Below are 13908 nucleotides of genomic sequence, written 5' to 3'. Positions count from 1 at the left end.
AGTCGCTGAGCGCGCTGGCGTCGGAATCTCCCCGCTAGGGGTGGGCACGCGCACCGTCCGGTGCCAGACAGCGGCGGCTCCTCTCCTGGAGGGCGGGCGGCGGGGCTAGCGGCCGACGTGCAGGGCGAGCCGCTTGCCGAAGACGCGGCGGAAGAGCGCCGTCTCGCGCTCCACCGTCCACAGCTCCAGGTCCACCGGCTGGCGCGACTTGAAGTGCAGGGACACCGCGTCGCGGCCGTTGACGGCCCGCAGCTCCTTCACCGGCTGGTGGTGGCTGCTGTCCAGCGCGTTGGCCACCCGCAGCAGCGTGGCCAGCTTGCGCACCAGGCGGGCCTCGGCGGTGCTCAGCCCCTCCATGCCCGAGTGGTTGAGCTCCGGCGGGCTGCGCTGGTGGTAGCGCGCCACCCGTGCCACCAGCTCGCGCTCCTGGTCCGCCAGGCCGGGGATGTCGCTGTTGTGGATGAGGTAGTACGTGTGTTTGTGGTGGCGCTCGTAGCTGACGGCGTTGCCCACGTCGTGCAACAGCGCGGCCGTCTCCAGGTACGGCCGGCACGAGAGCGGCAACTGGTGCAGCGCGGCCAGGTCGTCGAAGAGGGTGAGGGCCAGCGAGGCCACCTGGCGCGCGTGCTTCTCGTCGAAGAGCAGGCGCCGCCCCATGGACACCGCCGCGTCCGCCAGCGAGTGATCCTCGCGCGTCTCGTCCTGCCGGTACAGCAGATCCACCAGCAGCCCGTCGCGCAGGCCCCGGTTCACGCCGGTGACGGTCTCCACGCCCAGGTGCTTCGCCACCCGCTCGAGCACGGCCGCGCCCGCCACGATGATGTCCGCGCGCCGCGGGTCGAAGCGCTTGCGCCGCCGCTCGGGCGTCATCTCCGCCAGCGTCTCCACCGCGTGCGTGAGCTGGCGCACCGACACGTGCCCGGTGCCCTCGCTCGCCGCGAAGCCCACCACCGCGTTGATGGTGCCGGAGGAGCCCAGCGCCACCCGCGGCAGGTTGGGGAGGCGCTCGGGGATGGCCTTGCGCAGCTGCTCCTCCACGTAGCTGCGCATCAGCCGCAGCTGCTTGGGCGTCACCTTCCCGGCCGCGTCGAACATCTCCGTGAGCCGCACCGAGCCCAGCGCCAGGCTCCACAGATCATCCGGCCGCTCGCCCGTGGCGATGGCCACCTCGGTGGAGCCCCCGCCGATGTCCACCAGCAGCGAGCGCGCGTGCGGCGGCTTGCGGTGCAACACCCCCAGGCAGATGAGGCGCGCCTCCTCCTTGCCGCTCACCACCTCCAGGTTCAGCCCCGCCTCGTCGCGCACCCGCCGGACGATCTCCTCGCGGTTCTTCGCATCGCGCATCGCGCTGGTGGCCACCGCGCGCACCCGGGCCTTGTGCCGCCGGCACAGCGCCGCGTAGCGCCGCAGCGTGGACAGCAGCCGGTCCGCCGTCTCCTTGGGCATCTCCCCGCTGGCGAAGACACCCTCTCCCGGGCGGATGGGATCTCTCTCCTGGTGGAGCGTCTCCAGCGAACCTTCCGCGTCCGGCCGGGCCAGCTCCAGACGGACGGCATTGGTCCCCACGTCGATGGCGGCGAGCACGGGCTGTAGGGGGGAAGTGGGCATGGGCTCGGGGCTCGGGATGGTTGCGGCTCGAAAGATACGGCTTCCACTGTCCGGCGGCCCACCTTTACCTGGGTTTCTTGACAGGTCCGTGACGTGACGTCACCCGGGGCCTGCAAGACTCTGGGCCCGTGGAATTCAACGATCCGCAGCTCTTCATCAACCGCGAGCTGTCCTGGCTCGCCTTCAACGAGCGGGTCCTGGACGATGCCCGCTCCCGGGAGCTGCCGCTCTACGAGCGGTTGAAGTTCTTCGCCATCGCCTCCTCCAACCTGGACGAGTTCTTCATGGTCCGCGTGGCGGGCCTGAAGCAGCAGCTGGCCAGCGGCGTGGCCGAGCCGGCCGCGGACGGACTGCTGCCCGCCGAGCAGTTGAGCGCCATCAGCGAACGTGTCCACGCGCTGGTGGGGGCGGCCTCCCGGCTCTGGGTGGAGGAGCTTCTTCCGGGGTTGCAGGCCGCGGGCGTCTCGGTGCTCACACGCGACAAGCTGACGGCGGATCAGAAGGCGGTCGCGCGCACGCACTTCACCACCTCCGTCTTCCCGGCCCTCACCCCGCTCGCGGTGGACCCCGGGCACCCCTTCCCCCACCTGCGCAACAAGTCGCTCAACGTGGCGGTGCTGCTGCGGCGCGAGGGCCCCAAGCGCCGGCGCAACGTGCACGGCACCTCGCTGGCCGTGGTGCAGGTGCCGGGGGTCCTCCGCCGGCTCGTGCCCATGCCCTCCGAGAAGGGCCTGGCCTTCCTGCTGCTGGGCGAGCTCATCGCCCTGTGCGCGGCCGACCTCTTCCCCGGCTACGTCGTCGAGCACGCCGCCGCCTTCCGCGTCACGCGCAACTGGGATCTCAACGTGGACGAGGAGGAGAGCGAGGATCTGCTCTCCACCATCCAGGAGGAGCTGCGCCGCAGGGACCGGGGCGCCGCGGTGCGCCTGGAGCTGGATGCCTCGGCGGGCCCGCGGATGGAGTCCCTGCTCACCGCGGCCCTCAAGCTTTCGCCCATGGACGTGTACCGGCAGCAGTCGCCGTTGCAGCCCTCGGACCTGATGGCGCTCACGGAGCTGGATGCACGGCCGGAGCTGCGCGTGGAGCCCTTCACCCCCACGGTGCCCCCGGCGCTGCGCGACGTGGAGTCCCTCCTGGACGTCGTCGCCGGGCGCGACCTCCTCCTGCACCACCCCTACGAGTCCTTTGATCCGGTGGTGCGCTTCCTGGAGGAGGCGGCCGAGGACCCGGACGTGCTGGCCATCAAGCAGACGCTCTACCGCACCAGCGGGGACAGCCCCATCGCCCGGGCGCTGTCGCGGGCGGTGGAGAACGGCAAGCAGGTGGCGGTGCTGGTGGAGATCAAGGCCCGGCTGGACGAGGCCAACAACATCGCCTGGGCGCGGAAGATGGAGGAGAGCGGGGTGCACGTCGTCTACGGCCTCATCGGCCTGAAGACGCACGCCAAGGTGGCGCTGGTGGTGCGCCGCGAGGGCAATGGCATCCGCCGCTACGTGCACCTGGGCACGGGCAACTACAACCCCACCACCGCGCGCCTGTACACGGACCTGTCCCTCTTCACCTCGCGCGGGGAGATCGCGGACGACGTGAGCGCGCTCTTCAACATGCTCACCGGCTACGCGGTGGCCCCGCAGTGGAAGCGGCTGGCCGTGGCGCCCATGGGCCTGCAGGAGAAGGTGCTCGGGCTCATCCAGCGCGAGGCGGACAAGGCCCGGCGCGGCGAGCCCGCGCGCATCGTGGCGAAGATGAACTCGCTGGTGGACTCCACCGTCATCCGCGCGCTCTACGCGGCGAGCCAGGCGGGGGTGGAGATCGAGCTGCTGGTGCGCGGCATCTGCTGCCTGCGGCCCGGGGTGCCCGGGGTGAGCGAGCGCATCCGCGTGACGAGCGTGGTGGACCGCTTCCTGGAGCACAGCCGGGTGTTCGCCTTCGGGGCGGGCAGCCACCCGGAGGTGTGGATGAGCAGCGCGGACTGGATGCCGCGCAACTTCGTGCGCCGCATCGAGACGATGTTCCCCGTGGAGGACCCGGCCATCCGCCAGCGGCTGCTGGACGAGGTGCTGGGGGTGGCGCTGCGCGACAACGTGAAGGCGCGGCGGCTTCAGGTGGACGGCACCTACGTCCCGGTGGGCCGGGAGGGCCCGGCGGTGCGCAGCCAGGGCGTGCTGATGGAGCTGGCCCGGCGCAACAACCAGCCGGACCCCAAGCCCCTCCAGGCGCTGCGCCACGCGACGGCCCCGGACGCTCCCGTGCCCCCGCGCCAGGTGCCCCAGACGGGGAGCTGAGCCCGGCCCCACCGGAAAGGTGGGCCCGTCTTTCATTCTGGGATGGTGCCTTCGTTACCCATGGCGTATGTCATGCACAATGGAACTTTTCCAGGCGGGGGCACATTGGGCAGGCCGTAGGGAGTCCGTCGAGGCGTGTGCCCGGCGCGTGGAGGTGCTCTTCCAGCAGTTGGGCCAGTGTGACGAGGCCTACGCGCGCTGGTTCGAGTATGCGTACTCACGCAAGCACGCGCTGCAGCTGCCCTTCGAGCCCACCTACGAGACGTTCCTGCGGTTCTTCGAGCGGAGGAAGTACCGGCTGGCGCGGGAGGTGTTCACCTTCGATGCCTGGACGGGGCAGGAGCAGAGCGGGCGGGGCGGCATGCTGAACTTCGTCTGCGGCTCCAACGAGCCCTTCTACGCCAACGGGTGCCTGCTGCATCTGCCTCGGGAGGAGCCGGCCGCCAGCCGGGTGCTCACCGTCTCCGTGCTGAAGAAGGTGGTGCGCGCCATGGTGCTGGCGTGGGACCCGGACGGGTGCGCGGTCATCATCGAGGCGAACCGGGGCGAGAAGAAGGTGAGGGCGGATGACGGCCCCTGCCTCGGGTGGCTCATGTACGTCTCGGAGCGGCGGGGCAAGGTGCCGCCCCTGCCGAGGTCCGTGCGCGTCGAGCCGATGGAGGACAAGGGCTCGCTCATCATCCTCACGCCGGAGCGCTTCTCCCTGGCGAACCCGGAGCATGCCGACCTGGCCGGACGCGTCCGCGAGCGGCTCGAGAAGGCGGGCCTGCTGCCACCGTCCGGAGGCTGAGACGGGGAGGGGAGTCGCTCACGGGAAGGTCAGGTCGCGCACGGTGAGGGTGCGCGCTCCGCCCGCCTCGCCCAGCTTCAGGAGGAATGTGCCGCGGGACTGCTTCACCGTGGCCTCCGCCTCCACCACGAGCAGGCGCTGCGCTTCCGATACGAGGGGCTCGGGCTGCCACACCCGCACCACTTTCAGCCGCACACCCTCCGCGCTCACCAGCTCCGCCCCCGTCACGCCCTCCGCCGTCCAGGGCTGCGTTTCCGTATTCTCCACGTGCAGCTCCAGCGCCACGCGGCTCGGCTGCTCGGCGCGGTAGCTGTAGGCCTCCCTTGCCATCAGCACCTCGCCGGGGAGCTGGGTGAAGTCCTTTCCGAGCGCGAGCTGCCGTCCCACGATGCTCTTGCCCTCCCTCACCAGCCCGGCCTCGACCACGCCCGAGAGACCCGCCGGGCGCGGCTCCTCCGGGCGGGTGCGCTCCCGCGCCAGCGCGGCCTCGTACCGCTCGGCCCGCTCGCGCTGCCGCCGGGCTTCCGGGTGCACCGGTACGCTGGTGGAGGGCTGGCGGATGACCTGCACCTCGTGCTCGCCCCGGGTGGGGTGCACCACCAGCCGGAAGGTGGCGCTCCCGGGCGCCTGTCCGTCCGCGAAGCGCACCGTCACCGTGAGCGGCTCGTCCGGGGGTGGGACACCCGAGGGCCGCAGCGTCACCATGCCCTCGGCCTCGTTCACCGCCTTCTTCACCCACCGCTCCTGCACCTCCACCCCACCGGGTTGCAGGGGCGCGTCGAACACCAGGTGCGTGGAGTGGCGGGGGCTGACGCGCAGCGGGTGCGGCTCCCTCGCGTTCTCCTCCGTCAGCTCCAGGTGTCGCGTGCCCGGTGTGTCTCCCTCCTCGGAGGGGGCCAGGGTGGGGGCGGACGTGGCCGTGAAGAGCGCGAGCAGCAGGGGGGCGGCGAGCGGGGCGGACATGGGGTGACCTCCGGAGTGGCCCAGCGTAGCAGGGCCTCCGGAGTTGGGCTCTACCGTTTCTCCCGCTCCTCGTAGCGCCACTCCTCCCCGAAGCGCTCCACCGGGTAGAGGGACCCACCTTGCATGATGACGGCGGTGTCCCGGCCGCTGCCCTCCAGCTTCTCCCAGCCCCACTCCGGCCCGGACATGAGCTCCAGGCACACCACGTACACCTTTCCCTCGGGTGTTTTCGCCCGGGTGAAGCGGCCCTGCACGCGCCGCTCGCCGAAGACCCGCTCGCCGACCATCATCGTCATTTCCGGCAACTTGCCCCAGTCGCCGCCATTCATGATCAGGGCGACGTGACCCGGGCTCACGGTGAGCAAGTTGGGGCCGAGTGGAATGCCCACGCGTTGGTGGGAGCCCGAGTACAGCAGGCCCAGTTCCTCCATGGTCTGCTGGGAACCGGGGGGGCACTCGGCGGAAGGCGGGAGCTTGGGTGGGGAGGGCCGCACCTGGGACGAGGGGGTGGTGCCGGGGCAGGCGGTGGCGAGGGCGCAGCCGAGCAGGGCCGCGCCCGCCTTCGTGGCCTTGGAGCCCTTCTGTTTCGGCTTCGCAGGAGCGGGGACTTTCGCTGGAGTCTTCACGCGCGTCTCTTGGGGGAGCGTCGCACGGGCGACGGGCGCGGGGATTGCCGCCGCTTCGGGCGCCGCGCCACCGTCACCTTCTGGCCGCATCCACGCAGGCGCCATTTCCTGGCCAGCCGGCTTCTGGGTGATAGGAAGGGACTCCTCCGGTAGGCTGGCGCGGGGTGTCCCCAATGGTGGGTTGGTGGCGAGCCACACGCCCAGCGCCAACACCAGCACCGTGGCGGCGGCCTGGAGCACCCGGCGCGAGCGCACGTTGGACAGGGCGGCCTCCCGGATGGGCGCGGCCGGTGGGGCCTCCACCTGGGGCGCGTCCGCCGCTCGCGCCACGGCCTCTTGCGAGGCGGGCTGGGACCCGCCCACCTCGGGTGCCACCTGGGGCGCGGGGAGCGGCACGGGCGGCTCCGCGGACACCGTGCCTCCGGCGGGAGCCTCGAAGCCAGACCCTGGCGGCGGCCCCTGCTCGGCCAGGGTGGACACCTCGTCGGGCGCACGCGGCTTGCCGCGCACCGGCACCCGGCCGTAGGTGGCCCGCCGCTCACAGAGGGCCAGCAGGTCCGCCCCCTGCCACATGTCGCGCTCGAGCACGGTGGTGGCGTGGTGCGGCCCCCACGCCTCGCACAGCGGCACGAGCCACGCCTCGTCCGCCTGCTTCAGCGCCTCCCCGAGGGCCGCGTCCACCGCGAGCGCATCCGCATAGCGCGCCTCGGGTTGCTTGCGCAGCATGCGCCAGCACACCTCGCCCAGCGCGCGGGGCACCCGGGGGTTGTACTCGTGCGGCACCGGCGGCTCCTCGTGGAGGATGGCGTGCACCAGCTCGCCCTCGCGGCCCAGGAAGGGCAGCCGGCCCGTCAGCACGAGATAGAGCTCCACCCCGAGCGCCCAGAGGTCATCGGCCGGGCAGGCGCGCGAGTCCTCCAGGCCGCGCAAGGCGCGCCACGTCCGGGGGCTGACGTAGGGCCAGGTGCCCGGGGGAAAGGAGCCCGTCACCGGAGGGGCGCCCTCGTAGGTGGCCACCCCGAAGTCCACCAGCACCACCCGGCCCTCGCCGTACACCAGCAGGTTGGCGCCCTTCACGTCCCGGTGCACCACGCCGGCCGCGTGCACCACCGAGAGCTGGCGCGCCCCCTGGCCGAAGAGGGGCGCCGCCTGGAGGGCACAGGGGTTGTGCACCCGCGTCCACACGTCCAGCGGCTGCCCGCGCACCAGGGGCATGACGAGGAAGAGGTAGAGGGGTTGGTGCGCGGGCCACACGCCCTCGTCCACCAGGGGCACGCCGCCCGCGTGGCTGAGCTTCACCATGACGTCGCGCTCGCGCCACGCCCAGGCCGCCGCGCGCGGCAGGAAGAGGAACTTCACCGCGTACGGCTGCCCCTCGCGCGTGGCGCGGAACACCGTGCCCTGGCCTCCGGTGCCCAGCCTCGCCTCCAGCCGGTAGCCGGCCACCTCCAGCCCTGGCCTCGGCTGCCACGCGGAGTCCTCCTGCCCAGGAGGCTCCACCACCCCTGGCCGCCGCTGCTCCTCCCCACCGCTGTCCGTCCCGGCCTCGCTCATGCACACCACCTCCGAGGTGGGCCAGTGTAACAGCACCCACCTCCCAGGTGAGGCACGGCAGGTCTCCTGTTCACGTCGGCGTCCGCTCCAAGGTGGGCTCGGGCGCGGGCGGAGGTGGCGGCTGGGTGCCGCCGGTGGGTGGGCCGGGTGGGTGGGTGCCCAAGAACGAGCACATGTCACCGCGCTCGCGCGCCTTCCAGCACAAGGTGACCCAGGCGCCCGCGGGCTGGGTGTACCGCGTGTGGCGCAACGGCGAGAAGGCCGACTTCGACGGCTTCGACCTCGAGCAGCGCATCCTCCAGGAGACCAAGGGCCTGGGCTACGAGAAGCACTTCGACGCGAAGCTCAATCCCAAGCGATACTTCAAGGGGGCGGGGCGGCTCGTCAGGCAGGCTCAACGGCAGCAACGGGTGGCCAATGGTGTCCCCATCCGCTGGAATGTCGCGGAGCCCCAGATGGTCGCCATCCTCAAGAAGTTGTTCAAGAGCAATAGAATCCAGGGAATTGACGTGGTCCACACGCCGCCGTAGCCCTGTGGCATGTCCATGCAAGACGACTTCTATGCGGGAGTCTACTGGTCAGGTCGCAAGGAGTCCGCGGACGAGTGCGCTCGGCGTGCGGAGGTCTTCTTCCGTCTTCTGTCCCAATGCGACCCTACCTATGCTCGCTGGTTCGAGCAGGCGAACTCGCTCAAGAAAGCACTGCAACTGCAGTTCGAACCCACCTATGAGACGCTCCTGCGTTTCTTCAAGAGCAGGAAGTACAACGAGGGGGCGTTCGGCGTCGGCTTCAGTGCATGGACGGGACACGAGGAGGATGGGCATGGCGGCAGCGTGATGCTCAGCTGCGGCTCCGCCGTTACGCCTCCACCGAACAATTGTCTTCTTTACCTGCCAGATGAAGGGCCGGCAGCGGAACGCGTGCTCACTGCGTCCGTGCTGACAGAGATGATGCGTGCCCTGGTGCTGGCCTGGGATCCGGACGATGGCGGGGTCTACTCGCAAGCCTATCAGGAGCTGCGAGACCAACCCGTGGGCCCCCCTCATATGGGCTGGTTGATGTACTTCTCTCACCGCCTGGGAGAGCTACCGCCCCTGCCCGCCCCCGTGCGCGTCGAGCCCGTGGAGGACAAGGGCTCGCTCATCATCCTCACGCCGGAGCGTTTCAACGGACATGACCCGGCTCACGTGGCCCTGGCCGACCAGGTGCGTGCGTTGCTCGACCGGGCGGGGTTGCTCGAGGACCTGTGCCCGGGCTGAGTCCCTCGCGGTGTTGTCTCGCGGCGGTGCGGGCCCCTCGTGAAGAGCACCCGCTCCCCTGGCCGCTCTTCGCTCCGGGCCCGTGGTCCCATCCGTCCATCAGGCAACGCAATGGGCCGAGCGGGCTTCCTCGGCTCGGTTGCCATCCTTGACCCCGTGCCCATCTTGGGGGACTGCGGTCACCTCATGCGACATCGGGTGCTGCGGGCTCCATCCGTTCGTGCTGCGCGGGTGGAAATGGAGACGGGCGTGTCCGAGCAGCCAGGACAGGAGAGCGTCCTCGACTTCCTCGCCGTTCCCGTGCTGCGGGTGGAGGAGGAGACGGGCAGGGTGTTGTCGGCCAACGCGGCGGCTCGGGCGCTCCCCTTTTCCCTCGAGGCCCCCGCCCCCGGCGCCGTCCTGGACGAGACGGGCGAGCCGCTGCCGCCCGAGCTGTGCCCGGTGCATCGGGCCGCTCGGGGCGAGCCCCTGGAGGGGGCGCTCTTCCGCTGGAAGACGCCCGAGGGGGAGCGGTCCTTCGTCGTGCACTCGCGCCTGGACCGCTCGCGCTCGCCGGGCGTGGCGACGGTGTCCTTCCAGGACGTGACGCAGTGGCGGCGCGCGGAGGCGGATCTGCTGCGGGCGCTCGGGGCGCGCGACACCTTCCTGTCCGTCGCCTCGCACGAGCTCAAGACCCCCATCACCGCGCTCCAGCTCGTGCTGGAACGGCTGCAGCGAGGCGCCCGCCGCGACACGGGCTTCTCCGGCCCCCAGGTGGCCGAGCGGCTGGAGCCCGCCCTGCGCCAGGTGCGCCGGCTGGGCGTGCTGGTGCAGAACCTGCTCGACGTGAGCCGGGCCCGCAACAACCACTTCGACCTGGACCGTGAGCGCTTCGAGCTGGGCTCGCTGGTGCGCGAGGTGTGCGAGCGCTTCACCGAGCAGGCCCGGCACGCGGGCTCGGAGCTGCTCGTGGAGGACTGTCCCCAGGTGGAGGTCCACTGGGACCGGCTGCGGGTGGAGCAGGCGCTCAGCAACCTCATCACCAACGCCATCAAGTACGGCGCGGGCGGGCCCATCTCGGTCCGGGCCGAGCGGCGGGACGGGGTGGTGTCGCTCCACGTGGAGGACCGGGGCATCGGCGTGGCCGGGGACGACCACGAGCGCATCTTCAACCCGTTCGAGCGGGCCACCTCGGGCCACCGGGTGGAGAGCCTGGGGCTCGGCCTGTACATCGTCCGGGAGATTGCCCGTGCCCATGGGGGCACGGTGGGGCTGACGGGACGCGACGGCGGAGGCTCCTGCTTCACGCTGCGCCTGCCCGCGGAGGAGGGGTATGGGTGAGTCGGGGACAGAGGGGACGGAGAGCAAGGCGAAGGACGTGCGCATCCAGAGCGGCATCCCGAGGCTGGACTTCATCCTCAAGGGCGGGCTCAAGCACGGTGGCATCTACGCCTTGATGGGTCCGCCGGGCAGCGGAAAAACCATCCTCGCCAACCAGCTGTGTTGCAATCACATCCAGAAGCAGGAGGGGCGCTGCGTCTACATGACGCTGCTCATCGAGTCGCACGCGAAGATGCTCTCGCACCTCTCCACGCTGAGCTTCTTCAAGACGGAGCTCATCCCCGAGCGGCTCTACTACATCAGCGGCTACCAGCAGGTGCGCGAGGAGGGCTTCAGCGGGCTGATGGAGCTCATCCGCCGCACGCTGCGCGAGCGCCAGGCGACCTTCTTCGTCATCGACGGCATGGAGAGCGCGGAGCAGTTCGCCACCTCGCCCCAGGCCTACCGGGAGTTCGTGCACGGCCTGCAGGCCTTCACCAACCTGCTGGGCTGCACCACGCTGCTGGTCTCCAACGTGCGCGAGCGCACGCACGTGGAGAACGCCGTGGTGGACGGCGTCATCGAGCTGTCCGACAAGCTCGTCGGTCCGCGGGCGGTGCGCGAGCTGACGGTGCACAAGTTCCGCGGCAGCGACTACCTCCGGGGCCGCCACGAGGTGGAGATCACCGGCGACGGCGTGGTCATCCACCCGCGCACGGAGATCCAGTTCGCCAGGCCGCCCGAGCAGGCACACGAGCAGCGCGCTCGCATGGGCTTTGGCCTGAGGCGGCTGGACGAGATGCTCGACGGAGGGTTGCCCTCGGGCTCCACCACGGCGCTGATCGGCGCGCCGGGCACGGGCAAGACGCTGCTGGGGCTCTGCTTCCTGGTGGAGGGGGCCCGCCAGGGCCAGCCCGGCATCTACTTCGGGTTCTACGAGCCGCCCCCCCGTCTCATCGAGAAGGCTGAGGACGTGGGCATCCCCCTGGAGCGGTACGTGAAGAGGGGCCTCATCGAGCTGGTCTGGCAGCCGCCGCTGGAGCACTTCATGGACTCGCTGGCCGAGCAGCTGCTGGAGAAGCTGCGGGCCGAGGACAAGAAGGAGCGCCGGCGCCTGTTCATCGACGGCGCCGAGGGCTTCCGCGCGGCGGCGGTGTACCCGGACCGCGTCCCCCGCTTCCTCTCGGCGCTCACCAACCAGCTGCGCATGCAGGATGTGACCACCGTCATGACGGACGAGCTGGAGCTCTTCCAGCCCGAGCTCAACCTGCCCACCCCGGAGCTCGCCAACGTGGTGGAGACGGTGCTGCTGCTGCGCTACGTGGAGCTGCGCTCCCAAATCTACCGGCTGCTCTCCATCATGAAGATGCGCGAGAGCCGCTACGACACCTCGCTGCGCGAGTTCCGCATCTCCCGCGACGGCATCGACGTGGCCGACTCCTTCGAGAGCGCGGAGGCCATCCTCAGCGGGCACGGGCGCATCCGCAACGGGAGGAGCAAGAAGAAGGCGGAGGAGCCCAAGAAGAAGAAGGTCGGGGTGCTCAAGAAGGTGCTCGGGCGCGGCGGCCGGGGCGGCGGGAGGGGGAAATGAGGACCATCCTGGTCGTCGAGGACGAGTTCGACGTGCAGCAGGTGGTGGCGGACGTGCTGCGGGACGAGGGCTACGAGGTGGCCGTCTGCGGCAATGGCCGGGATGCCCTGCAGAGCCTGCGCACGCACCGTCCGGACGTCGTGGTGATGGACGTGATGATGCCCATCCTCTCCGGCCTGCAGGCGCTCGAGGAGATGCGCAAGACGCCCGGCCTGGACGCGGTGCCCGTCATCCTCATGAGCGAGACCGCGCCGAGGGCCGGGGCGCCGCGCCACTGGCAGGCCTTCCTGAAGAAGCCCTTCCGGCTGGAGCAGCTCCTGGAGGCGGTGGCCCGGGTCTCCGGTGTGGCGGGCAGGGCCTGAGGCTCAGCTCCGGCGGCGCATGCGCCGCGAGCCGATGAAGGTGGCGGCGCGCTCGGCGAAGCGCGCCACCGCCAGCCCCACCACGTCCAGCAGCCAGCGCTGGAGGCCCGAGCGCGCGCAGTCCTCCAGGCCCACCGGCCTCGCGCCCTCCAGGTGCCGCCGCACCCAGCGGGTGGCCTGTCCGGCCACGTCCGTGTCCTCCACCTCCACCAGCGTCTCCAGGTTCACCAGCGAGAGCGGATCCAGGTTGAAGCTGCCCACCAGCAGGCGCTGGCCGTCCACCACCGCCGCCTTGGCGTGCAGGGTGCTCTCCGTCCACTCGTGGATGTGCACGCCGCCGCGCAGCAGGGTGCGGTACAGGCGCATGGTGGCCGCGCGGGCGAAGGGGACGTCGCTGCGGCCGGCCAGCAGCAGGTGCACCTCCACCCCCCGCCGCGCCGCGCGGGTGAGGGCGCGCACGAAGCCCCGGTCCGGCAGGAAGTACGCGTGGGCCAGCACCACCTCGTGCCGGGCCTGCGCCAGCGCCGCCAGGTAGCGCGCTCGCAGGCGCCACCCACCGCCGAAGCCGGACAGCAGGAGGCGCACCGGGCCCGCCACCAGCGCGGAGGCTCCCGCGTTGAGCCTCGTGCCCAGCTGCGCGCAGATGCCGCCGCGCAGCTCCAGCGCCAGGTCCGCCCACCCCGGCCTGCCTTCCGCCGCGGCGTAGTGGTCCCCGATGTTGATGCCGCCCAGGAAGGCCACCGTGTCATCCACGAGCAGGAGCTTGCGGTGGTTGCGCCAGAGCCGGCCCAGCAGGAGGACGGAGGTGAGGGGGTTGTGGACGCGGACCTTGATGCCGGCCGGACGCAGGGTGTCCGCCAGCACGCGGCTCTCTCCGATGGAGCCCCAGCCGTCGACGATGACCTTCACCTCCACGCCCCGGCGGGCCGCGGCGGTGAGGGCCTCGACGAAGTGCGCTCCCACCCCCGCGTGCTCGAAGGCGTAGACCTCCAGGTGCACGCGCCGGGTGGCCGAGGCGATGGCCGCCAGCATGCGCGGGTAGGCCTCGGCGCCCCCATCCAGCAGCGTGATGTGCTGCCCTGACCCCTGCCCGGACAGCTCCTCCCTCTCCCCTCGGGAGAGGGTCGGGGTGAGGGTATTTCGGACAGGGGCGTTCATCCGTGAGTCCGCGCGTCAGTCGTCGTGCTTGCGCGCGCCCTTGCCCTTGCCCTTGTGGCGGCACTGCTCGCCATCCCAGTACTGGCTGGGGTGGCAGTCGGGGCGGGACTTCATCTCGGACTTCTTCGTCTTGGGGATGTACCGGGTGTCGCGGATGACGAGACAGCCGGGCAGCAGCATGAGGACGGCGGGAAGGAGGAAGAGGGTCTTCTTCATGGCGCGCGCAGCGTAGCGGGGGCGCCATGTGGGTGGCTCTGCTCTCCCGTGAACAGGGATTTCTACCGCCTGGCTGTCTGCACTCCGGGCGTGTCGACGCCTCGCGGGCAAATCGGTAGCCTCCGGTCCGTGCCGCCCAGCGAGAAGCCCGTTGTCAGACATCGGAAGATAGGCGCCTACCGCGTGCTCGGAGAGTT

12 protein-coding genes are annotated in these 13908 nt (G+C 71.0%); 7 read left to right on the top strand and 5 right to left on the bottom strand.

Features of this window, described 5'->3' with window-relative positions:
- Window positions 1-105: 105 nt before the first annotated feature.
- Window positions 106-1608 (bottom strand): HD domain-containing protein, encoded by a 1503-nt coding sequence (locus tag NR798_RS39960; protein ID WP_375767829.1) that lies wholly within the window; start codon window positions 1606-1608, stop codon window positions 106-108.
- 128 nt (window positions 1609-1736) lie between these two features.
- Between NR798_RS39960 and ppk1 the strand changes: the two genes are divergently transcribed.
- Complete coding sequence (gene ppk1 / locus NR798_RS39955) at window positions 1737-3893, top strand: polyphosphate kinase 1 (RefSeq protein WP_375767828.1); 2157 nt, start codon at window positions 1737-1739, stop codon at window positions 3891-3893.
- 67 nt (window positions 3894-3960) lie between these two features.
- A complete protein-coding gene (locus NR798_RS39950; protein WP_375767827.1) occupies window positions 3961-4683 on the top strand; it encodes an immunity 52 family protein in 723 nt (240 codons plus the stop codon).
- A gap of 18 nt (window positions 4684-4701) precedes the next feature.
- Here the strand turns inward: NR798_RS39950 and NR798_RS39945 are convergent, their stop codons facing one another.
- Window positions 4702-5646: a DUF2381 family protein gene (locus NR798_RS39945; protein WP_375767826.1), complete on the bottom strand. Its 945-nt coding sequence runs from the start codon at window positions 5644-5646 to the stop codon at window positions 4702-4704.
- A 50-nt stretch (window positions 5647-5696) separates the two neighbouring features.
- Window positions 5697-7826, bottom strand: a complete 2130-nt coding sequence (locus tag NR798_RS39940; protein WP_375767825.1) for a serine/threonine protein kinase — start codon at window positions 7824-7826, stop codon at window positions 5697-5699.
- Window positions 7827-7981: 155 nt separating this feature from the next.
- Between NR798_RS39940 and NR798_RS39935 the strand changes: the two genes are divergently transcribed.
- From NR798_RS39935 to NR798_RS39915, 5 genes are all read left to right on the top strand, one after another.
- Complete coding sequence (locus NR798_RS39935; RefSeq protein ID WP_375767824.1) at window positions 7982-8356, top strand: Tox-REase-5 domain-containing protein; 375 nt, start codon at window positions 7982-7984, stop codon at window positions 8354-8356.
- Window positions 8357-8365: 9 nt separating this feature from the next.
- On the top strand, window positions 8366-9085 hold the full coding sequence (locus tag NR798_RS39930; RefSeq protein ID WP_375767823.1) for an immunity 52 family protein: 720 nt from the start codon (window positions 8366-8368) through the stop codon (window positions 9083-9085).
- A 249-nt stretch (window positions 9086-9334) separates the two neighbouring features.
- A complete protein-coding gene (locus NR798_RS39925; protein ID WP_375767822.1) occupies window positions 9335-10405 on the top strand; it encodes a sensor histidine kinase in 1071 nt (356 codons plus the stop codon).
- Window positions 10398-11975 carry an RAD55 family ATPase gene (locus tag NR798_RS39920; protein ID WP_375767821.1) on the top strand — a complete coding sequence of 526 codons (1578 nt, stop codon included), beginning with the start codon at window positions 10398-10400 and terminating at the stop codon, window positions 11973-11975. Before NR798_RS39925 ends, NR798_RS39920 begins: the two co-directional genes overlap by 8 nt.
- On the top strand, window positions 11972-12337 hold the full coding sequence (locus NR798_RS39915) for a response regulator (protein WP_375767820.1): 366 nt from the start codon (window positions 11972-11974) through the stop codon (window positions 12335-12337). The genes NR798_RS39920 and NR798_RS39915 overlap by 4 nt, the downstream gene beginning before the upstream one ends.
- Window positions 12338-12340: 3 nt before the next feature.
- Here NR798_RS39915 and NR798_RS39910 read toward each other — a convergent pair whose 3' ends face one another.
- Both NR798_RS39910 and NR798_RS39905 read right to left on the bottom strand, forming a co-directional pair.
- Window positions 12341-13495 carry a phosphatidylserine/phosphatidylglycerophosphate/cardiolipin synthase family protein gene (locus tag NR798_RS39910; protein WP_375767819.1) on the bottom strand — a complete coding sequence of 385 codons (1155 nt, stop codon included), beginning with the start codon at window positions 13493-13495 and terminating at the stop codon, window positions 12341-12343.
- Between the two features lie 15 nt (window positions 13496-13510).
- On the bottom strand, window positions 13511-13711 hold the full coding sequence (locus tag NR798_RS39905) for a hypothetical protein (RefSeq protein ID WP_375767818.1): 201 nt from the start codon (window positions 13709-13711) through the stop codon (window positions 13511-13513).
- Window positions 13712-13908 lie beyond the last annotated feature (197 nt).

It is taken from the genome of Archangium gephyra, assembly GCF_042230915.1.
Lineage (GTDB): Bacteria > Myxococcota > Myxococcia > Myxococcales > Myxococcaceae > Archangium > Archangium gephyra_B.
The sequence above is the reverse complement of the archived record's forward strand: the minus strand, read 5'-3'. Positions and strand labels throughout refer to the sequence as shown.

Coding starts and splice junctions, on each gene's coding strand:
- NR798_RS39960 (WP_375767829.1), bottom strand. CDS start 1,608: ATGCCCACTTCCCCCCTACAGCCCGTGCTCGCCGCCATCGACGTGGGG.
- NR798_RS39950 (WP_375767827.1), top strand. CDS start 3,961: ATGTCATGCACAATGGAACTTTTCCAGGCGGGGGCACATTGGGCAGGC.
- NR798_RS39945 (WP_375767826.1), bottom strand. CDS start 5,646: ATGTCCGCCCCGCTCGCCGCCCCCCTGCTGCTCGCGCTCTTCACGGCC.
- NR798_RS39940 (WP_375767825.1), bottom strand. CDS start 7,826: ATGAGCGAGGCCGGGACGGACAGCGGTGGGGAGGAGCAGCGGCGGCCA.
- NR798_RS39930 (WP_375767823.1), top strand. CDS start 8,366: ATGTCCATGCAAGACGACTTCTATGCGGGAGTCTACTGGTCAGGTCGC.
- NR798_RS39920 (WP_375767821.1), top strand. CDS start 10,398: ATGGGTGAGTCGGGGACAGAGGGGACGGAGAGCAAGGCGAAGGACGTG.
- NR798_RS39915 (WP_375767820.1), top strand. CDS start 11,972: ATGAGGACCATCCTGGTCGTCGAGGACGAGTTCGACGTGCAGCAGGTG.
- NR798_RS39910 (WP_375767819.1), bottom strand. CDS start 13,495: ATGAACGCCCCTGTCCGAAATACCCTCACCCCGACCCTCTCCCGAGGG.
- NR798_RS39905 (WP_375767818.1), bottom strand. CDS start 13,711: ATGAAGAAGACCCTCTTCCTCCTTCCCGCCGTCCTCATGCTGCTGCCC.